Below are 20,969 nucleotides of genomic sequence, written 5' to 3' on the forward strand. Positions count from 1 at the left end.
TATCAGTTACCTCCACTTTAGGGACATCCTCTATCTATTTTGCTTATAACAGAGAAGGCTATAGCTTTAAGTTACTCTAGATCCTTCAAACCGAGTAGCTAATCCGCTAATATCGAGTAAGGGAAACTGGCTGTTTGCTCTAAAAACATGTACAATTGAAACCGATATACTTAAAGTAGACTATACATGCAATCGCATAATTACATAGCTAGGAGGATATTATGAGTATTGACCCTCGGATTATTAAGACATTATTGCAGCTACAGCTTGCACCAAGCTTAGATTTACAAGCAGCATTTAATCCCTTGCAAGCGACTAAAGGCGATGGTTCAGCTTCCTTATTTGATTCTCTTTTATCCCATTATATGTCCGACAATTCTTCAGAAAATAATTCCGCTGCACCGGTGATGCCGGCAGATGCGCTTGCTCAGCTCAATTCATTGAGCGGTCTAAATAACATTGCTTACAACAGCGAAGACGTGAAGAGCAGTTCACCAACGGCATATGACGAATTGATTCAACAAGCTTCCGCTAAATATGGCGTAGATTCTTCGTTAATCCAAGCGGTAATTAAAACCGAATCTGGCTTCCGAGCAGATGCCGAGTCGGGTGCAGGCGCTAAGGGCCTTATGCAGCTTATGGACGGTACGGCAAGAGGGCTAGGTGTAACCAATTCATTTGATCCCGCGCAAAATATTGAAGGCGGAACAAAGTATTTATCGATGCTGCTAAACAAATATAACGGAAATGAGCATGTTGCTTTGGCGGCTTACAATGCAGGTCCTGGTCGGGTGGATCGGACAGGAATTCGTACTAATGAGCAGTTAATAGAAAATCTTGAAGCGTTGCCGGAAGAGACTCAACGTTACGTTGCTAAGGTGCTTCAAGCTAGGTAAGTAAAACATCAGCAATAAGATCACGATTTAGCGAGCCGTCTTATAAGCGGCAGCGATCGATGATCTTTTTCTTTTTGAAAAGGAGACAAACGAACATGCTATATTTTGATCATTGCGCTTCATCTCCGCCGTATGAGGAGGTTGTACAAACGATGATGGAGGTGATGAGGTCGCAATATGCGAATCCCTCCTCACTTCATCGTGCAGGTACCAATGCGAATAAATTAATTGAACGCTCACGTGCCGTTTTAGCTGAGCAACTTCAAACTTCTAATGGTAAATGGATATTTACTTCGGGCGGCACAGAGTCCAACAATATCGCCATAAAGGGAATCGCACGCCAGTACGCGGGGCGAGGCAAGCATTTGATAACGTCGCAAATTGAACACGCATCGGTGTACGAATCTTTTGCGCAGCTAGAGCAAGAGGGATTCCAGGTCACTTATCTGACAGTAAACAAGTCTGGTCATGTTGACATTGAACAATTGAAAGCAGCTCTGACAGATGAGACGATACTCGTAAGTATTATGCATATTAATAACGAAATCGGTACAATTCAACCTATTGAACAGATTGCGCAATTGCTAAAACAATATCCAAAGGTCATGTTTCATGTGGATGCAGTTCAAAGTTTAGGAAAGCTGCCGATTCGTATTGAGGATTGGGGTATCGATTTGCTCAGCGGCTCAGCACATAAGCTAAGAGGACCTAAGGGCGTTGGTTACCTGTACATTCGAGAGGGGATTACACTTTACCCTTTGTTTTCTGGAGGCTCGCAAGAGTTTGGCCTTCGTGCAGGAACGCATAATGTGCCGGCGATTATCGCATCAGCGAAAGCGCTGCGCATGTCGCTAGAGTCGATGGTACAGCGAGAAGAGCGTTTGAAGGCACTCAAACTGCAGCTTATTGCGCAGATTGAACAGATTCCAGAGTTTGGGATTAATGGAACTGAGCCGGCTGCAGCACATATTATTCATTTTTCATATCCGGGAATGAAGCCTGAGGTTATCGTTCATATGTTAGAGCAACATGGTATAATGGTCTCAACGAAATCGGCCTGCTCTTCGAAGGATGACAAGCCAAGCCGCGTGCTGCTTGCAATTGGTGCAAGTCATGCGCAAGCAAGCGGGGGCGTTCGAATTAGTCTGGGTGATGAACATGACGAGCGTGATATTACAGCCTTAGTTGCTGGACTGCGCCATGTTGTTAAACAACTTAAGCCGCTTGAGAGGAGATTGACTTAACCTTGCTTTATGATCAGATTGTACTTCGTTATGGAGATCTAATGGTAAAAGGAAGAAATCGGAATAAATTTGAGAAGCGAATGCTTGATCAAGTTAAGCAGGCATTGATGCCTTACGATAATATTACTTATTTCAAATCATTTGGACGACTATTTGTTAAGTTAAATGGACATCCATATGAGCCGATTGCAAACCGATTGAAAGATTTATTTGGCATTGTTTCTTTAAGCCCAGTCGTCAGCACAGAGCCCGACCTTGAGAAAATAAGAGCTGCCGCACTTGCTCTCATGCAGTCATTGCCAGTGAAGCCAACTACGTTCAAAGTGAGTGCTAAACGTGCTTGGAAGGAGTTTCCTCATAATTCACAGGAAATGAATCATTTGGTGGGCGGTCATGTACTGCGTGCGATTCCAGATCTGAAGGTAAACGTTAATAAGCCGGAAATTGAACTGCGTGTAGATATTCAAGAAGAAGCGACATACGTGTTCTACGACGTAATACAGGGCGCTGGCGGGTTTCCCTTCGCTTCTAATGGCAAAGCTATGCTATTGCTATCTGGCGGCATAGACAGTCCCGTAGCAGGCTGGCTGGCCCTTCGTAAAGGCTTAGAGGTAGAGGCAGTGCACTTCCATAGCTATCCCTTCACTAGTGAGCAGGCCAAAGATAAAGTTATCGAGCTAGCTAAGCGCTTATCTTATTTCAGCGGAGAGCCGATTAAGCTCCATCTTGTGCCGTTTACAGAAATTCAGACGACATTTGTGCAAGCGAAGAGCGATAATCTCATTATTACGTTGATGAGAAGGGCAATGCTTCGCATAACGGAGCAGCTAGCGCAGCGCAATGGGGCAAATGGAATCGTTACAGGTGAGAGCTTAGGTCAAGTGGCGAGTCAGACGCTTCCAAGCATGAACGTGATTGGACGCGCGACTGAGCTTCCAATGCTTAAACCATTGATAATGATGGACAAGCATGAAATCATTCGCTTGGCGGAGAGAATTGGAACGTTCGAGACGTCGATACTGCCTTATGAAGATTGCTGTACATTATTTTTACCTAAATCACCAAGCACAAATCCGAATCTTCGAATCGTCGAGAAAATTGAGGCGCTCATTCCGAATTATGATCAATTGCTGACAGCCGCTGTTGAAGGAACGGAAGAGCTTTTGCTCACACCTGAGCTTCAAACAGCTGTGTCAACTGCAGGAGAAAATAGCTGGTTCTAATATAAACGGAAATAAGGCAGGTATGAGGGTCCTCGAAAAGAGGCAAGCACTCATAAAAAAAGGAGGATATCCCTAAAGTAGAGGTAACTGATAATCCGGCGCTTTAGAGGCACATTGGCGGAATAGGCAGCATGATAGATCTAGTTTCTAGATCTATTTATGTTGAATTGGTCGTTTTCAGGGAAATAGATCTAATTTCTAGATCTATTTCTGATAATCCGGCGCTTTAGAGGCACATTGGCGGAATAGGCAGCATGATTGATCTAGTTTCTAGATCTATTTATGTTGAATTGGTCGTTTTCAGAGAAATAGGTCTAGTTTCTAGACCTATTTCTGATAATCCGGCGCTTAGAGGCACATTGGTGGAATGTGCAGCATGATAGATCTAGAATCTAGATCTATTTGTGTAGAATTGGTCGTTTTCAGAGAAATGGGGCTGTCCCAAAAGTCATCAAAGATGACGATGGGATAGCCCCTTTCTATTCAGAACAAATTTGGTTCCCAAGTTCACTACGCAGTCGAATAATCTTCCGATCGCTGTTGTTCGCGGATTCCTGGAATGAATTGGACGAAGAAGGAATCCACGAACAAAGGCGACCGCTGGCGCTTCTCCAGAATCATTCGACCTGCTCCGTTTGGTAGAACCTTGAATATTTTAAAACAAAAGATACCTGCCCTTGTTAGAATGGAAGTACCACCAACCATTTCTAAATAAAGAGAGGATTCTTATGTACATCGAATATACGACGATCGATAAAAATCCAAAAACGGCCTTGCGGGCTTAGACCTGCAGAGCCGTTTTCGTGATTTCAAGGCGACTCAATCGTAATTAACTTAAAAAGTTTACCCCTTTTGAGACGGCCTCTTCTTATATATTGTTCTATCGCTGCTTGTGTATCTCGATTATTGAGGTTCGCTGCTTTTTTGTTGTGCACGTTTCTTTTTTTGTTTATTGGTCAACATACCAGCTACGATTGTGATAACGACCACAAGTATGACGAAGGACCAGAAGACGAGCTGGTTCTCGAAAAATTGTTTGAATGATTTTTCATGGGTAATCATCTTCGCCGCAGTATAAGCGAGAACGGCTGATCCCACATAGACGATCCATTCAAAGCGATTGATTAGCTTGATAAAGATCGTACTGCCCCACACAATGACTGGTACGCTAATAAGAAGCCCCAGTATAACGAGCAGCGTGTCACCGTGTGCTGCACCAGCTACAGCGATTACGTTATCAATACCCATTGCAGCATCGGCTATAACAATCGTCCGTATCGATTGCCACAGTGTATTACCAGATTTTATGTCATCATGTGCGTCTTCTTGTACGAGCAGCTTATAAGCAATCCAGACCAGAAGAAGGCCTCCAATAAGATTAAGCCAAGGAACGTTTAGGAGTTGAACGACAAGCAAAGTTGCAATAATGCGTATGCCGATTGCTCCAGCTGTTCCCCAAATTACTGCTTTCTTTTGTTGCTCTTTAGGGAGATTTCTTGCTGCCATCCCGATAACGATAGCGTTGTCTCCGGCCAATATTAGGTCGATGAAAACGATGGTCAGCAGGGCGGAGAAAAACTCGACTGAAAATAGTTCCATAAGTTATTTCCTCCTTCCATAAACAAGTACTCCTGAATTTCAATTTTAATTACGTTTTTTGGTAAAGATGGATTCACATTTTTTTTGGACATATTCCTCACGGCTTGGTCATACAGCTGATAAGAGGGGGTAATTATTTTGGACAGCCTTATTATATTTATCGAAATCGTCTTAATTAATGTATTGCTGAGCGGAGATAATGCGATTGTCATTGCGATGGCTAGCGGACAGCTGCCGCCAGAGCAGCGCAAACGTGCAGTGTGGTGGGGAGCAATGGCTGCAGTAGGGCTTAGGTGCGTACTTACACTGGTTGCCCTTAAGCTGCTGCAAGTTCCTTTCTTGCAAGCAATTGGAGCTTTGTTATTGTTCTACATCGCTGTAAAGCTGCTTGCTGATGCAGGTGAACAAAATGATACACATACAGTTAAAAAAGCTAAAACAATCGGACAAGCGATTTGGACAATTGTAGTAGCTGATTTTGTAATGAGCTTGGACAATGTATTAGCTATTGCTGCTGTCGCAGACGGAGATCCTGTTCTTATTTTGCTCGGAATTGCACTGAGCATACCTATGATCATTTGGGGAAGCCAGATGCTGGGAACACTTTTGCAGAAATTTCCTGCCCTTTCATATATCGGTGCTGCGTTGCTCGCGTATGCCGCTGGGGGCATGCTTATGCACGATCCAGGCATGAATCAGCTGCTTTTTCACAGCTCTAAGACGCTTGCTGAAGCAATTCCAATATTATGTGTACCGCTCGTTATCGTGCTTGCAATTGTCAAAAAGAAGGCTGTTTCATAAGGTTTAGGACATGCTCCGTTCACGCAAAATATTGCGGAACGGATTTTTTTTTGATTTGACCCTCGCAACATACTGGTATTTTTGCCTCAGTTCCTATAAACTAATATAGATAAAAACTGTCGTCTTTCGTCAATATATGCGAATGGCGCTGTAAGGAGCGGAACGCGAATGCCTAATAACAAATATTCCGCAGGAATTATTTTGCTGTTAGCCGGGGTCGTTATTTTGTTGGGCAAGTTAGGTGTATTCAGCTTTCTGGGCGCAATCTTCTGGCCGCTGCTCGTCTTAATTCCCGGTGTGCTTCTGCATGTTCTCTACTTCGGCAGATTAGTTCCGGCGGTCGTGCTTATCCCAGGCGGAATGCTCGTCGTATATGCCCTGCTGTTTGTCGTTTGTAACCTTTTTGGATGGGATAGTATGAAATATTTGTGGCCGCTGTTTATATTTGGGGTGGCAGCTGGTCTTTACGAATATTATTTGTTCGGTTCATCCAGACCGCGTGTAGTACTCACGGCATCGATTGCGCTTGCTGCCGCATCGGCTGTGTTTGTCATTCTTGTGCTTTTGTGGAGCTGGGGGATTTATGCGATTGCTATTGCATTAATTGCAGCAGGTGTTTGGATGATGCTAAGCAAACGCAAGCGTTGGTAACAGTTTTAAATAAAAAAACAAATGGAGTGGATTACAAGTTATGCAAGCAAGAGAGAATTTACGGAATATCGCAATTATTGCCCACGTCGACCACGGTAAAACGACATTGGTTGACAAACTGCTACAACAATCAGGCACGTTTCGCGATCATGAAGCAGTGCAAGAGCGCGCAATGGATTCAAATGAAATTGAGCGTGAACGCGGTATTACGATTTTGGCAAAAAACACAGCTATCAACTATAAAGATTATTTGATCAATATCGTTGATACACCTGGACATGCTGACTTCGGCGGCGAAGTTGAGCGTATTATGAAAATGGTTGATGGCGTACTTTTGGTCGTTGATGCGTTTGAAGGCTGTATGCCGCAAACGAAATTCGTTTTGCGCAAAGCGCTTGAATCGAATCAAACTCCAATCGTTGTTGTGAACAAAATTGACCGTCCAAACGCAAGACCTCAAGAAGTTGTAGATGAAGTTCTTGATCTCTTTATTGAACTAGGTGCAAACGATGAGCAGCTTGAGTTCCCAGTTGTTTATGCATCTGCTTTGATGGGTACTTCAAGTCTTGATCCTGAGAAACAAGATGAGAACATGGAAGCTCTTTACGAAACAATTGTAAGCAACATCCCATCACCAACTGAAGACACAGAACAACCATTGCAATACCTTGTTACTTTGCTTGATTACAATGAATACCTTGGTCGTATTGCTATTGGTCGCGTAAACCGCGGTATTATCAAACAAGGTCAGCAAGTTGCAGTTATGACTCGTGAAGGCGGCGTGAAACAAGCAAGAATCGAGAAACTGTTTGGTTTCGTAGGTTTGAAGCGTGTTGAGATCGAAGAAGCTGGAGCGGGTGATATCGTAGCGATTGCTGGTATTCGTGAAATCAACATCGGAGAAACTATTGCTGATCCCCAAAATCCTGAAGCTTTGCCGGTTCTAAAAATCGATGAGCCGACGCTTCAAATGACTTTCCTCGTAAACAACAGCCCGTTTGCAGGCCGTGAAGGGAAATGGGTAACTTCCCGTAAACTTCGCGAGCGTCTATTCAAAGAGCTTGAGACAGACGTAGCACTGCGCGTTGAAGAAACTGACAGCCCGGATGCATTTGTCGTTTCAGGTCGCGGTGAGCTTCATCTTGGTATTCTTATCGAGAACATGCGTCGTGAAGGCTTCGAGCTTCAAGTTTCCAAACCTGAAGTAATCATTAAGGAAATGGATGGTTCGAAAGTAGAGCCTTACGAGCGTCTTCTTATTGATACACCTGAAGAGAGCATGGGCGCTGTAATGGAGAGCCTAGGAACGCGTAAAGCAGAAATGCTTAACATGATCAACAACGGCAACGGTCAGGTTCGTCTTGAATTCAAAATCCCTGCTCGTGGTTTGATTGGATATCGTACACAGTTTTTGACTTTGACACGCGGCTACGGCATTATGAACAATGCTTTTGACAGCTATGGACCACTTGCTGGCGCTGGTGTAGGCGGACGTCGTCAAGGCGTTCTAGTGGCAAGTGAGAACGGTGTATCGACGTTCTACGGCATGATGGGCGTAGAGGATCGCGGTATTCAATTCTTGGAGCCAGGTACAGAAATTTATGAAGGTATGATCGTTGGCGAGCATACGCGCGAGAACGACATCATCGTAAACATCTGTAAAGTGAAACAACTGAACAACATTCGTTCAGCTGGTAAAGACGATACCGTCACATTGAAGAGCCCGCGTCTATTCTCACTTGAGCAAGCACTCGAGTACTTGAATGATGATGAGTTCTGTGAAATTACACCGAAAACCATTCGTCTTCGTAAGAAAATTTTGAACAAAAGCGAGCGCGAGCGTGCGGACAAAAACCGTAAAAATGCTCAAGCAAGCGTGTAAGATCAAATTTCTAAATGAACGTAAGGTTTTGCTCCTGCAAAGCCTTACGTTTTCTTTAAAATATAAGTGGGATTATAAGTTGTTTAACTTATAATCCCACTTATATTTCACAGTATTACAAGTTCTGTGCAACTAAAGAACAGCAAAAGTCGTTTACAATCATAGAAGGGGGTTAGTAATATGCAAGCGTGGTTAAGCGATCATAAGCTCGTTTCTTATTTGATCATTCTTGGTTTTACAATATACATATTTAATAAGGTATTTCGTGCACAGCAGAAATTGCCATTACTGAAAGAAATTTTAGTATACGCATTGATTGCCTTCGGTTCATTCGTTCTGATGATTTTGCAGGTGGATAAGCTGCCGATCATTCAATGTATGGGAGTGGCTGTACTTATGATGCTTATGCTCCGCGGTCGTCAATTGTATGACAAATGGAAGGGCAATAAACCAAGCGAGAACCCGTCTCATAATACGGAATCAGGCAAATGAAGTTCGAGGACGCACTATTTAACTGGCTTCAAATTAAGCTAGTTGCTGATACTCGTCCCGAAGATCAAGCTGCAATTGATACACTTACATTTTTTGAGCAAATATTGACGGAAGATCATGGTTTGTCTAATTTTATTGTAACAAAGACTGACGATACGATGATTCATGTTAAATACGAGAAGGATGGCCGTACTAAGCTGCAGCTCTATCCTCGTGAGCTGTGTGAGCAGCTATTAAAAGACATTGAATCAAATCCTAAATACAACTGAACTTGAAGGTGGAACATATGAGCAAAGGACCAACAGCATTACCACCAAGAACGGGCTCTCGTCAACCAGCAAAACCAAAAAAACAAAAACCGCGCAAAAAACGCTCTTTCTTAAAAATCTTTTTTTTATTGCTCTTTTCGATTCTCCTTATCGCAGCTGCGGGTATAACTTATTTGGTGTTAAAAGCGGATAAAGCGATCGATAATATTTCATCACCAGTTGAGAAAGAGGTTGTCATTCCAGCAGGCGAAGCGGTAAATGAAAAATCAGTCGCAATGCTATTGATGGGTATTGACGCGCGTTCTCATGGCGGTGGTTTGAACACGGATGTTATGATGGTTGCTGTATTTAACCCGAACACAAAGACCGCTACAATGGTTACAATTCCACGTGATTCAAATATCGATGTAGATGGGTATCGAGCACGTAAAGCGAACAGTTTTTACGCTGATTTTTATATGAACGCGCTTAATAAGAAGAAGCTAGGGAAAGAAGCGGCCTATGCGGATGCCAAGCAAGAAGTGCGAAATGTCATGAGCAAGCTCTTCGACATTGACATAAAATATACTGCAGTCATAAATTTTCAAGGTTTTGCTGATGTTGTGGATGCACTAGGCGGCGTCGAAGTGGATGTTGATATGCGAATGAAATATAAGGATTCTGCGGATGGCACTAATATTGATCTTGAGCCAGGCTTCCAGAAGCTTAGCGGTGAGAAAGCACTCGATTTCGTCAGATACCGCAAGTCCAATAATGGGAAAAATATGTCAAGTGACTTTGAACGTAACGCACGGCAAAGTCAAGTCATCGGAGCTCTTACAGACAAGATGAAATCATTTAACGGTGTAGCAAAAATTGGATCTGTTATGGATGCAGTAGGTAAAAACCTTACGCTAGATATGCCGTCCAAAGAAATCAAAAATATGATGAGTACTTATTTGGGTCTCAGTCGAGGAGATATTGAGTTTATACCGCTTGAAGGAACTTGGAGAAGTCCTTATGTTTATTTGGACGAAGCAAAGCTGAATGAAGCACAAGCTGCACTCCAAGCAAAATTGGCTGAATAACCGTAGACGATAGCTAATATGATAGCTATAATAAATCTACAGAAGTCATTTTTGAAATCTGTTCAGAAGGAGGTCATGCGAATGACCAATACCGTATCCCTAATATCCAAGCTACCGATCGAAGCCTTGCATAAGCAATCTATCGTTCAATTGCATAAGATTGATACGGTTTCTGACCAATTGACTTCTAACATTTCGAGCGGGTGGCACGCGATGAACAACGCAGCCTGCTTGTCTACTACCCTTGTGTGTGAGAAACAGAATAAGAGCCTTGCTGCGAGCAACCTTGTTGTACAGGTTCTCGCGCTTATGAAGAAAGCCTAGTGATTTGCTCACTAGGCTTTTTGTGCCTTCATAGGGTCTTTACAATTTCTTATTCTTTTTTGGTACTTCCTGTTTTTCGAGTTCCTGCGGCATGACATCACGAGGCATCTGTGGAATTATTCTTCCTATAATATCGGCCATTTCCTCTGCGAAACCTGTTATAGGTCGGCCACGACGAATGTCAGCACCGATTTCATTAATTCTCTGTGCTATATCGATATCCGCTGTTACAAGTGCATCTATGCCGTATGGATCTTTACGAAATGCTTCGGCAACCGAATATTTAATTGTGCCGACTCTTGAACGCTCCATCTTGGCGTCAACATCGATGCCGACAATTGCAGTATTTCCGAACACGACACAGTGCGCGTTCGTTACTCCTTCAATTCCTTTGGCCAACTGCTCCAGATGTACCGCAACCTGCTCCGAGTTTTTAATTTCTTTTTTTCTTGGCTCAGTTTGCTGCGTATGGACACGGCCATTATTTCGTGGAGAGGGTGATGTTTCATTACGTGCGACGGTGCTGCAACCTGTCGCTACAATCGCAACAATGATCGCTGAAGTAAGCCATTTGAACATGTTTGCCACCTCTTTTTTCTCGATGAAAAGCTGATAGTCACCTGTCCGCCATAGTTTACCCGCAGCAGCGTTATGCTATGTATGGCCTCGAATGAATATCCAACACCGGGAGGGTTCTCATGAAAAAAATATTCGTGCTCGATACAAATGTGCTGCTTCATGATCCGCAAGCGATTTTTGCTTTCGACGATAATGAAGTTATAATTCCCGCGGTCGTGTTGGAGGAAATTGATTCTAAGAAGAGGTTGGCAGATGAATTAGGACGAAATGCGCGTTCGATCTCGCGATTACTCGATAAGATGAGAGAAAAGGGGCATTTGCATGAGGGGATAGAGCTTCCAAGCGGAGGCGTTCTTAAGGTGGAATTAAATCACCGTAGTTTTATGCGAGTGCAAGAAATGTTTGGTGAAATGACTAATGATAATCGGATTTTGGCGGTTGCGCTGAATTACCATATAGAGCAGGAAAATGAACCTGAGAAACAAAGCATTGTATTAGTAAGCAAGGACGTACTCGTTCGAATCAAGGCTGACGTTCTTGGCTTGCAGGCACAGGATTATTTATCAGATAGAGTGGTAGTATCGTCGGATTTCTATGCGGGTTATTTGACACTCTACGTTCATCCCGCTGTCATTGACGAGTTTTACACTTATCGTTTTCTAACCGTGAACAACATGCACTTGAAGATCCGATTGAATCCGAATGAGTTCGTAATTTTGCGTGATGAAATGGGAACCTCGAAGTCCGCGCTGCTGAAAGTTAGTCAGGACGGAGCAAGACTTGAGCCATTATTTTTGAGCAATGATGCTGTATGGGGAATAACGGCTCGCAATGCTCAGCAGCGTATGGCGCTTGAGATGCTCCTAAATGACGATATCCCGCTCGTGACGCTTACAGGTAAGGCTGGTACGGGTAAGACGCTTCTCGCACTTGCAGCAGGCCTTTTGAAGACAGAGGATGAGCATAAGTATAAGAAGCTGCTAATCGCGAGACCGGTTGTTCCCATGGGGAAGGATATCGGGTATCTACCAGGCGAGAAGGAAGAGAAGCTGCGACCGTGGATGCAGCCGATTTATGATAATTTAGAATATTTGTTTGATACGAAGAAATCAGGTGACATCGATAAAATTTTGATGGGAATGGGAAGCATTCAAGTTGAGGCGCTAACCTATATTCGCGGTCGATCTATTCCGGGACAATTCATCATCATTGACGAGGCACAAAACCTTACGAAGCATGAAGTGAAGACGATTGTGTCGCGGGTTGGGGAAGGCAGCAAAATTGTTCTCATGGGTGACCCTGAGCAAATTGATCATCCTTATCTGGATTCCATCAGTAACGGTTTAACGCATATTGTGGAGCGTTTCAAATCGGAAGGAATTAGCGGTCATATGACGCTGGAGAAAGGGGAACGATCCAAGCTGGCTCAACTAGCAGCTGACTTACTGTAGTATAGAAATGAGGCCCCCTCTTCGAAGAGGGGGTATTTTTTATTGTTACAGCATTTTTCTAAAGGTTCATTTGGACAAAAAAACATTTTATTGATATCCTATTTTCAGTAGATTCATGGATGAAAGGAAGTAGGCTGTGACTCCCAGAAAATACGTGCTGGTTCTATTCGGCGCATTACTGTTAGCAGCGTTATTACTTATCCCATTCTCAAGAAATACAAATACGGTTAGCATCGGAAAGCCGGACGGCAAATCAAATGTGCTGCCAGCCCCTGGTGCTCTTGTTGTTGATCAGCTGTCAGACATTTCTGTAAGCGTTTCCTTGCCTTACTTACAATACCAGCAGCTGCAGGAACTGAATCGGAGTTTTATGATGAAATATCCACAAATTAAAGTGGAATTGTCCAATGTCCCTGAGAAAGAAGAAGCATATACACTCTGGTCGCTTCAGAGTCAGCAGAGAGAAGCAGCAGATATTATACTGTTAGATAATGGATTTGTTAGATCGTTTGCCGTACAAGGGTTTCTAAAGCCTGTAGACAGCATTATGACAGGTGATATGCTTACGGATCAAATGTCGGGATTGTTAGACTCTCTCAAATGGAACGGATATCTATGGGGAGTTCCGAAGGACTTGAACCCTTACATAATCGTATGGAATAGTACTCTGCTTATGGAGGCAGGGCTTAAGACACCTCCTGCCGATTGGGCTTCCTTTCAGGCTGCCGCTTTAAAAACGGTGGAGCTTCATCCGGAGGTGAGCATTGTCAATTGGAGCGCAGGTGATTTGCAGCAGCAGCTTGTGTGGTTAGCTGCATTCCAAGCGAAACCAATCCATCTGCTGAAGATGTTTCCACTCAGTGAGCACGAAGCTATACAGCTAGAATGGTTCCAGCAAATGGAACCGTATTTGAGCCGAATCCATACGGATGCGACCAACCAATTAAGCGGGGCATTTCAAGACAATCGTCTGCTGGCAGCAGTTATTCCTTGGGATCAATACGAGCGTTTACATGAGAGCTTGGGCGATAAACTCAGTATCGATCGAGAGCAAGTGAATTACCCGTGGCTGAATGGACGAAGCTATGTGATCTCTTCGAACACGGATAATGAGGATGAAACGATGCTATGGGTTCAAGAGATGACCGATCTCATGAATCAGCAGCTGACGTATGACAGTTTAGGTTATTTGCCTGCTAGAGCTTCCTTATACGCTATTAACAGCTCGCTGCTAAGTGAACAAAGTCATATACCGCCTGCTTGGTGGAAGAAAGTGCTGAACACCAAGCTGTCAGCAGAAGAAACTCCGATTCCAGATCCGCTTTGGCCTGAGAAATGGTGGCAAAGAGAGCAATTATGGAAGAAGCATTCCGAAGGCTCGTTTCAGCTCGCAGCATATATTCAATCGTTTACCGCACTTGAGGAATAACCCAAAGAGAAAGAGCCTGCCGCATTGTGTAATGACGGCAGGCTCTTTGGGTATAGTTGATGTACGATAGCAAGGGTTACAGCTTAATGCTAAGCTTTATTGTGAGCTCGCCGTCTTTCATATCAACAGCATTCGCTTTGAGAAAGGAAACGATTAAATCGGGGTAAAACCCAAGATCAAATTCCTTCTCCAATGCGCTGCGAGTAGTGTCTGGCAGAGTGAATCCGTTAAAAGAAAGTTCATCTACATGAAATAGGATGGCGTTTTTGGGATCATTCTCAATGGTATAATGACCTGTAACTTTTATTTCCATATTGTCTCGTTTTCCTTGAGCAATGACTTTTCCATCAATAAATTCAAATGAAAAATGTTTGAAAATATCATTTTGCTCGCGTAGAAATGCATTTAAATCATCTTCGGGCACTCGAATCGTATACTGAAAACCCTTAATCTCAAGCAATTCCTTATTTTCTTGCACCCAGCTTGGCAGGTTCTGCATTGCCTTTGAGAGCGCTCGGAAATATTGTTTGACCTCGTTTACACCTGACGTTTCCCAGTAAGAGGTTAGCTCTTTCATCAAAATACGTATTCGATCTTCATCCGAACGTCCAGTAAGCTGCTCATCAAGCTGCTTCTCAAGCGCTAATACGCGCTCTTTCTGTGTCAGGAGTTGTTTCTCTAATGTGTTTAGCTCATTTTTCCTCGTTTCAAGCTTCTCATAACCATCCTTAACTTTCTTATATTGCTCGACATATGTATTCAAGGTATGCTTGTCATGAGTAAGTATAATTTCTGCATAATCGAGCATTTGAAATAACTCCGATAATGAATCAAACGATAGAAGTGCGCTAAGTAAAAAATCCCGTTCTCCCATATAGTAAGCACGCAGGACATTTCCTGCTTCCTCTTGCTTGTCCGTAATTTGCTGTTCCTGAAGCAGCAGTTGCTTCTCCGTATCCGTCATGGTCAGCATAAGCTGCTGTTTCTGTTCTTGTATGCGGATAATTTCTTTATCAATTTCAACAACAGACAAGCTCTTTTCAAGCAGAGAATGCATATCCTCCTCATCAACCGGAAGGGCCCACACGGGAATCTGAAGCAGAAGCAAAGCGATTAGAAGCATCGATGTTGCTGTTATAAGTAATCGATTGCGCCTGGCTGGCAATGTCAACGGCATCGTCCCTCCTCAGCATTCATTTTATGCGGCAATCCATTCTATTATATCTTACATTTGGAAAAGGATGAACTTTATGATGAAGGAAAACGCACTGGCTGCTTCGATAGCAGCAACTATTGCCGATTCAACTGCTTGCGGATGGCGAATAGATAAGACTGACGAAGAGCAAACTTTCAGATGCATTTCGTTTTATGAGTATATGAATGCTTGTTTATATGATGCAAGATTCGGCTATTACCGCTCAGGACCGATTAGAGTTGGTAAAGAGGGTGATTTCTATACGAGCTCAGGAATTGGACGAGTGCTGGCGGGGGTTCTTGCTAAATATGTGTTGAACTATGCGAAAATTGTGAATGAGCCGCTTAACCTTATCGAATGGGGGGCAGGCACGGGCAGATTATCAGCTCAAATAGCTGAGGCAGGCTGCAATCAAAGCTCAAAGTGGATGAGCAGCATCCAATCTATTCTTATTGAGGATCATTCAGCCCATGTTCAAGCGGCGCAGAAAGCTTTTGAAGAGGTTGACTGCTTATTTGGTAAGATGCCGCTGCTTGTTTCGTCAGATGATGCTTGGGAAGCGAGTTGGTTGATGCAGCCGGCGCTGGTGCTTGCAAACGAGCTGTTTGATGCGTTCCCAGTACACCGTGTTCAACGGGTAAATGGGCAGTTGGTTGAGCTTGGCGTTGCTTGGAATGCTGTGCAAGGTTTTTTTGAGGTACATATGCCAATTACAGATACGCGTATATATGAATGGTTTGAACGAGATGGTGTGCAATTGCTGGAGGGACAACAAACTGAGGTACATACAGGTGCTGTCGATTTCCTTAAGCGATTGGGAACGGTAATGAAAAAGGGGCGGCTTATTATTATTGATTATGGACATGAAGCCGAAGAATATACGGCTGAGCACCGTATGCTGGGTACTTTTTTATGTTATTCGCATCATCAAACGAACACAAATCCGTATATTCGAATCGGTGAGCAGGATATGACTTCACATTTGCCATTTACATTTATTCGTCAGGAGGCTGAGGAGTGCGGTTTTCAGGTGAAGAGCTATATGACGCAGAAGCAGTTTTTAATTGAGAACGGAGTACTGGATATGCTTCAGAACCATAACAGCACCGATCCCTTTAGCAAGGAAGCAAGGTTGAATAGATCGATTAGACAGCTTCTGCTTAGTGATCAAATGAGCGAAACGTTTAAGGTGATGGTAATGGAGAAAACATAGCCAGGAATAAGAAAAAAGGTGTCAGTCCATAAGGAGCTGACACCTTTTTCTTGTTAAGCGTGGCTTATTATGTAGCTTGCCTTGGCGTATTTCGCTGACGCCTTTGTTAGAACGGCAAGTCCATCTTGAAGACCGACCAATACGTGAAACCCACGAATGAAATGATCATATATCCCCAGAACATTACGATGTAAGTTCTCTCGGAGAAATTCAAGTAGCCTAGAAATACGAAAGCAACGGCTTGTGCAAAAAACAATAGCGCAAATTCCGTCATATGGCCTGCAAAAGCCATAAGTCCGATTACCAGGGTCCAAAAACCTAGTACCCGATACATGCGTGCCATGATAACATCCCCCTCTCGCTGCGACCCGATTTTCTAATGATCATTATAACGTTTGAAGAAATAAGTGTAAACCATAATAAGTAACAAATCGCAAACTTTTTGTTTATTTGCTGATAACTCATGCTGAGTTAGATATAGTTTGCTCAAATATAGGACTTAACATGTATGAGTAATTGAAAATTTGGTTATACAAATTAGTATCCAATAGATTCTATGAACTCTACCAAGGGCATAGAGATAAAGTAAGCGCCTTTACGTTAGGAGGTTTTTGTTGCATGACAGCAATTAGACAAGATGCGTGGAGTCCAGACGATGATCTCATCCTCGCCGAGGTTACACTACGCCATATTCGCGAAGGAAGTACTCAGCTTGCAGCTTTTGAGGAAGTGGGCGAACGAATCGGACGTACATCCGCAGCATGCGGATTCCGTTGGAATAGTTGCGTTCGCAAACGCTATGAGGATGCAATACAAATCGCAAAGCAGCAGCGCCAGAAGCGTAATTATTTAAAAAAACAAACGATTATCGCAACGCCGCATGTATCATCAATTGCCGTTTTTGAAACGGAAGAACGTGGATTTAAGCAAGATAGCGGTTCGATTGAGGAAGGTTTATCGGTAGATGCTGTCATTCGTTTTCTTCGTGGATGGAAGACGACCTATCAGGATTTAACTCGCCAACTCAAATGGTATGAGAAAGAACTGAAAGAAAAAGAGGAAGAGCTATACCGTTTGCGTGATCAGAATGAGAGATTGTCCAAAGAGGTTAACAATGTTCAAACCGATTATCGGGCTGTTAACGATGATTACAAGACACTCATTCAGATTATGGATCGAGCGAGAAGGCTTACCGTGTTAACAAGCGAAGATGAAGCTAAGTCAAGATTCAAGATGGACGCTAACGGTAATTTAGAACGGATTGAATAAGTTATTATGTGTAAAATAGAGGGGCTAGCCTGCAATGCGGGTTAGCTTCTCTTTATTTTTTATATCATTCCATTTAAAGTAATAATAATCCAGTCAGACATATATCAGTTGCAATAATTTCGGTAAATTTGATACGATTATTAGCAATATAGCGATGAGCAGCAGATGTTCAGAAGGAGACTAATGTGCAAATTGATGTTGTGGGAGGCGGTTCGCTAGGACTGCTTTATGGGGCGAAGCTAGCAGAAGCGGGTGCTAATGTTACGATATGGACGCGCAGTAAGGTACAGGCGGATCTGCTTAACGACCAAGGAATTAGGCTTAGAGAACTTGGCGGGAAGAAAGAGCAGTTGATTCGTGTGAAAGGCTTATGCAGCGGATCGGTATCTGACCAAGGAAGAGCACACAACATAGAAAACAGGGATCATAATTTTCGCTGGGTACTGCTTACAGTTAAACAGACAGATATGGATGATCGGTTTCTAAATATGCTCGCTTTGCTGCTCAGCAGCTTTGACACGGAGCGTACTGCTGTTGTTTGTTTGCAAAATGGGATTGGCCACTTGGAGAGAATTCAATCCAAGCTTCCTCCGTATCCTTTGTTCGCGGGCGTGACAACGGAAGGAGCAAAGCGGCTCGATTCTCGTTCCGTTGAGCATACAGGCAAAGGACAGCTTTGGCTTGGGAAATGGGAAGGAAATGAGCGCAAACAAGATGAATCTCTAGATATCTCGCAAAAAATGTTGATTTCCTTGTTAGAATCGGCAGGATTTGCCTCTTATCTGTCGAAAGACTTGGAGAATCGAATATTTAAAAAGCTGCTTATCAATGCAGTGATCAATCCATTAACGGCTATTTTGGATGTCGAGAACGGACAATTGCCTCATCATCCTTCCGGAGTGAAGCTCATGGAAGCGCTGTATGCAGAAACCGAAAGCGTACTCGTAAGCGCTGGAATGTCATTGCCAGAGGACGGCTGGGAGCTAATCATGAACGTCTGCAAGCAAACGAGTCATAATATTTCATCCATGCTTAGTGATGTTCGCGCAGGAAGAGTTACTGAAATTGATGCGATTAATGGCGGAGTTTTGCGGCTGGCTGAGAAGAATGGGCTGCAGGCGCCATTAAATCAAGCAATAGTAAAGATGGTGCAAGCGCTGCATCCTAAGCTGAATATGAAGGAGTGATGACTAATGGAAGTGATTTGGGATAGCATCAAAATGGCATACGCTTATTTGGCTGTCATTCCAATCATCCCCTTCACCATCATATTATTTGGTTATGGGGCGTATATACAGGATCGGAAGAAAGCGTTTCGAATCGCGATGGATGTTACTACAGCGCTGCTGATTGGCTGTGTGGCCGTATTGTTTGATGACCTTTTTAACAGCAAATTTGGAATTTACGGTATTTTGCTATTCATGCTTCTAGGCGGAGGATTACTTGGAAATGCGCAGTTCCGCAAGCGCGGAGCGGTGGACGCCAAAAAAGTTTTTCGGACGATCTGGCGGCTTAGTTTTTTTACGATGAGCTTGCTGTATATCGTATTTATGTGCTTCGGTATCGGCAAATTGGTTCTAAGCACCTAACTGCATTTTAAAATTACTAAACGCCTCTAATAAGTAGGGGTGTTTTTATTTTGACGGACGGCTTCACCTTTGTGTACAATTGAATCGTTGAGCTTTTTTTAATTATGAAGTCGCTTTGACGACTATTAAGCGGGAGGTTATGGGCATCGCTATGAGAACAGATACCTATGCATTGCCTAGTGCTCAGCCTTTGACTGAGGCTTATATACATCGGAATGATGATCGTCTGAATGAATTATACGGCTATCATGCGGGATCGGACCAAGATTGGGTTAAACGCAGCAAGCGTTTAGAGCAAAGCGGAGACGTTAGAGCTGAGGCTGTAGAAGTAGCACGTGTGCTTCGTATATACAATGAATCAATTAATGCAGCGCCGGAAATGTTTGCTTCTATTTCTGCTATTGCGGAAGGAGCTCCAGTAGTTGTCGGAGGTCAGCAAGCGGGTTTGTGGACAGGACCGTTACTTGTCATACATAAAGCGGTATCGATCATTAGTGCGGCGAAATCCGCGAGCGAACAGCTTGGGCGGACCGTTGTACCTGTTTTTTGGGTCGCAGGCGAAGATCATGACTGGGACGAGGCCAACCATGCTTACTTCATTACAGCAGAGCAGGAGCTTCGCAAGCTGTCGGTAACGCGTCCTGAAGGGGCACGCACATCCGTGAGCCGCATTAGTATTTCAGACGAAGCATGGGAAGAGCTGCTTGCAGAGCTCGAGCAAACTCTGCCGCATTCGGAGTTTAAACCTGTTATGTTGGAAGAATTGCGTCAAATGTCAAATCAAGCAGAGTCATTATCTGATTTTTTTGCGATGATTTTGAGTCATTTGTTTGGGAAACAGGGCTTAGTTATGATCGATGCTGATTATGAGGGCATTCGTCGTTTAGAAGCTCCAATGTTCAGGAAGATTATCGAGAAGAACGATGACTTGGAGAAAGCGTATGCTGCTTCTGCTGCAAAGGTGAAGGAGCTTGGTTATAGTCTTCAGGCAGATGTAACGCCTGGCAGCGCCAATCTATTCCTATTCAACACGGCAAACGGTGAAGAAAGAACGCTTCTTCACAAGAAGGACGGACAATTTCAAGATCGGAAGGAGCAAGTCTCGCTTTCAAAGGAACAGCTCCTTCAAATCGCTGATGAGAAACCGCAGCAGCTTAGCAATAACGTCCTAACGAGGCCGCTTATGCAGGATTATCTGTTCCCTGTGCTTGCGACTGTGCTCGGACCTGGCGAAATTGCATATTGGGCGTTAACTGGAGATGCTTTCCGCACGTTAAATATGGAGATGCCAATCATTGTGCCGCGAATGTCCTATACATTAATTGAAGGAACCGTAGCCAAGAATATGGACAAGTATGAGCTTTCCTTTGAAGATGTTATGGAACATTTCGATGATCGCAAGGGAAAATGGTTGAAGGCGCAGGATGGATTGTCCATTGAACAGCAATTTACAGAAGCAAGGGAAACGTTTGAGCAGCTATACAAACCTCTGCTTGAACTGTCAACGTCTGTTCAACCGTCGCTCTCTAAGCTCGGGGACACCAATTTGCAAAAAATTGTTGAGCAAATCAACTATATGGGCTCGAAGACAGTTGACGCCTTCAATAAACAATTCGAAGCTTCCACGCGTCAGCTTGATCGTATCCATCTGTCTATTAAACCGCAGAACAAACCACAGGAGCGCGTGCTTAATATGACAGCCTACTGGAATCGATACAGCTTGACTTGGCTTGAGAAGCTGCTTGAAGCACCATATAGCCGTACAGGCGGACATGAAATTGTATATTTATGAAATA

The 20,969-nt window shown here is 43.6% G+C and carries 21 protein-coding genes; 17 read left to right on the forward strand and 4 right to left on the reverse strand.

Translation table 11 applies throughout. From position 1 onward, the window contains the following. The first annotated feature begins 221 nt into the window (after positions 1-221). The 3 genes from AC0YN6_RS00255 to thiI all read left to right on the forward strand — a co-directional run bounded on the left by AC0YN6_RS00255 (position 222) and on the right by thiI (position 3,363). Complete coding sequence (locus AC0YN6_RS00255; protein WP_475744293.1) at positions 222-896, forward strand: lytic transglycosylase domain-containing protein; 675 nt, start codon at positions 222-224, stop codon at positions 894-896. A gap of 95 nt (positions 897-991) precedes the next feature. Then, positions 992-2,140: a cysteine desulfurase family protein gene (locus AC0YN6_RS00260; protein WP_475744294.1), complete on the forward strand. Its 1,149-nt coding sequence runs from the start codon at positions 992-994 to the stop codon at positions 2,138-2,140. Positions 2,141-2,142: 2 nt separating this feature from the next. Next, entirely contained in the window at positions 2,143-3,363 is a 1,221-nt protein-coding gene (thiI, locus tag AC0YN6_RS00265) for a tRNA uracil 4-sulfurtransferase ThiI (protein ID WP_475744296.1), read from the forward strand. 903 nt (positions 3,364-4,266) lie between these two features. Here thiI and AC0YN6_RS00270 read toward each other — a convergent pair. Then, positions 4,267-4,962 carry a TerC family protein gene (locus AC0YN6_RS00270; RefSeq protein ID WP_475744297.1) on the reverse strand — a complete coding sequence of 232 codons (696 nt, stop codon included), beginning with the start codon at positions 4,960-4,962 and terminating at the stop codon, positions 4,267-4,269. A gap of 138 nt (positions 4,963-5,100) precedes the next feature. On the opposite strand from AC0YN6_RS00270, the gene AC0YN6_RS00275 reads away from it, so the two are divergent. From AC0YN6_RS00275 to AC0YN6_RS00305, 7 genes are all read left to right on the forward strand, one after another. Next, complete coding sequence (locus tag AC0YN6_RS00275) at positions 5,101-5,763, forward strand: TerC family protein (RefSeq protein ID WP_475744298.1); 663 nt, start codon at positions 5,101-5,103, stop codon at positions 5,761-5,763. 168 nt (positions 5,764-5,931) lie between these two features. Next, positions 5,932-6,414: a hypothetical protein gene (locus AC0YN6_RS00280; RefSeq protein WP_475744299.1), complete on the forward strand. Its 483-nt coding sequence runs from the start codon at positions 5,932-5,934 to the stop codon at positions 6,412-6,414. A 40-nt stretch (positions 6,415-6,454) separates the two neighbouring features. Further along, positions 6,455-8,296, forward strand: a complete 1,842-nt coding sequence (gene typA / locus AC0YN6_RS00285; protein ID WP_475744300.1) for a translational GTPase TypA — start codon at positions 6,455-6,457, stop codon at positions 8,294-8,296. A 180-nt stretch (positions 8,297-8,476) separates the two neighbouring features. Then, positions 8,477-8,788: a YlaH-like family protein gene (locus AC0YN6_RS00290; protein WP_475744302.1), complete on the forward strand. Its 312-nt coding sequence runs from the start codon at positions 8,477-8,479 to the stop codon at positions 8,786-8,788. Beyond that, positions 8,785-9,057 carry a hypothetical protein gene (locus AC0YN6_RS00295; RefSeq protein WP_475744303.1) on the forward strand — a complete coding sequence of 91 codons (273 nt, stop codon included), beginning with the start codon at positions 8,785-8,787 and terminating at the stop codon, positions 9,055-9,057. Before AC0YN6_RS00290 ends, AC0YN6_RS00295 begins: the two co-directional genes overlap by 4 nt. 17 nt (positions 9,058-9,074) lie before the next feature. Further along, complete coding sequence (locus tag AC0YN6_RS00300; protein WP_475744304.1) at positions 9,075-10,124, forward strand: LCP family protein; 1,050 nt, start codon at positions 9,075-9,077, stop codon at positions 10,122-10,124. Between the two features lie 81 nt (positions 10,125-10,205). Further along, on the forward strand, positions 10,206-10,448 hold the full coding sequence (locus AC0YN6_RS00305) for a hypothetical protein (protein WP_475744305.1): 243 nt from the start codon (positions 10,206-10,208) through the stop codon (positions 10,446-10,448). A 39-nt stretch (positions 10,449-10,487) separates the two neighbouring features. On the opposite strand, the gene AC0YN6_RS00310 is transcribed toward AC0YN6_RS00305, so the two are convergent. Further along, on the reverse strand, positions 10,488-11,027 hold the full coding sequence (locus tag AC0YN6_RS00310; protein WP_475744306.1) for a YhcN/YlaJ family sporulation lipoprotein: 540 nt from the start codon (positions 11,025-11,027) through the stop codon (positions 10,488-10,490). 119 nt (positions 11,028-11,146) lie between these two features. Here AC0YN6_RS00310 and AC0YN6_RS00315 point away from each other — a divergent pair, with 119 nt between their 5' ends. Both AC0YN6_RS00315 and AC0YN6_RS00320 read left to right on the forward strand, forming a co-directional pair. Continuing rightward, positions 11,147-12,478: a PhoH family protein gene (locus AC0YN6_RS00315; RefSeq protein ID WP_475744307.1), complete on the forward strand. Its 1,332-nt coding sequence runs from the start codon at positions 11,147-11,149 to the stop codon at positions 12,476-12,478. A gap of 136 nt (positions 12,479-12,614) precedes the next feature. After that, positions 12,615-13,907: an extracellular solute-binding protein gene (locus tag AC0YN6_RS00320; protein ID WP_475744309.1), complete on the forward strand. Its 1,293-nt coding sequence runs from the start codon at positions 12,615-12,617 to the stop codon at positions 13,905-13,907. A 76-nt stretch (positions 13,908-13,983) separates the two neighbouring features. On the opposite strand, the gene AC0YN6_RS00325 is transcribed toward AC0YN6_RS00320, so the two are convergent. Then, a complete protein-coding gene (locus AC0YN6_RS00325; protein WP_475744311.1) occupies positions 13,984-15,084 on the reverse strand; it encodes a coiled-coil domain-containing protein in 1,101 nt (366 codons plus the stop codon). Positions 15,085-15,157: 73 nt separating this feature from the next. Between AC0YN6_RS00325 and AC0YN6_RS00330 the strand changes: the two genes are divergently transcribed. After that, a complete protein-coding gene (locus AC0YN6_RS00330; protein ID WP_475744312.1) occupies positions 15,158-16,315 on the forward strand; it encodes a class I SAM-dependent methyltransferase in 1,158 nt (385 codons plus the stop codon). A 106-nt stretch (positions 16,316-16,421) separates the two neighbouring features. Here the strand turns inward: AC0YN6_RS00330 and AC0YN6_RS00335 are convergent, their stop codons facing one another. Beyond that, positions 16,422-16,658 (reverse strand): DUF2626 domain-containing protein, encoded by a 237-nt coding sequence (locus AC0YN6_RS00335; RefSeq protein WP_053375484.1) that lies wholly within the window; start codon positions 16,656-16,658, stop codon positions 16,422-16,424. A 275-nt stretch (positions 16,659-16,933) separates the two neighbouring features. Between AC0YN6_RS00335 and AC0YN6_RS00340 the strand changes: the two genes are divergently transcribed. The 4 genes from AC0YN6_RS00340 to bshC all read left to right on the forward strand — a co-directional run bounded on the left by AC0YN6_RS00340 (position 16,934) and on the right by bshC (position 20,965). Continuing rightward, positions 16,934-17,584 carry an RsfA family transcriptional regulator gene (locus AC0YN6_RS00340; RefSeq protein WP_475744313.1) on the forward strand — a complete coding sequence of 217 codons (651 nt, stop codon included), beginning with the start codon at positions 16,934-16,936 and terminating at the stop codon, positions 17,582-17,584. Between the two features lie 185 nt (positions 17,585-17,769). After that, positions 17,770-18,771: a ketopantoate reductase family protein gene (locus AC0YN6_RS00345; protein ID WP_475744314.1), complete on the forward strand. Its 1,002-nt coding sequence runs from the start codon at positions 17,770-17,772 to the stop codon at positions 18,769-18,771. A gap of 6 nt (positions 18,772-18,777) precedes the next feature. After that, positions 18,778-19,173, forward strand: a complete 396-nt coding sequence (locus AC0YN6_RS00350; protein ID WP_475744316.1) for a DUF3397 domain-containing protein — start codon at positions 18,778-18,780, stop codon at positions 19,171-19,173. A gap of 151 nt (positions 19,174-19,324) precedes the next feature. Continuing rightward, complete coding sequence (bshC, locus tag AC0YN6_RS00355) at positions 19,325-20,965, forward strand: bacillithiol biosynthesis cysteine-adding enzyme BshC (RefSeq protein WP_475744317.1); 1,641 nt, start codon at positions 19,325-19,327, stop codon at positions 20,963-20,965. The last annotated feature ends 4 nt before the right edge of the window (positions 20,966-20,969 follow it).

Source organism: Paenibacillus sp. J22P15 (assembly GCF_056269345.1).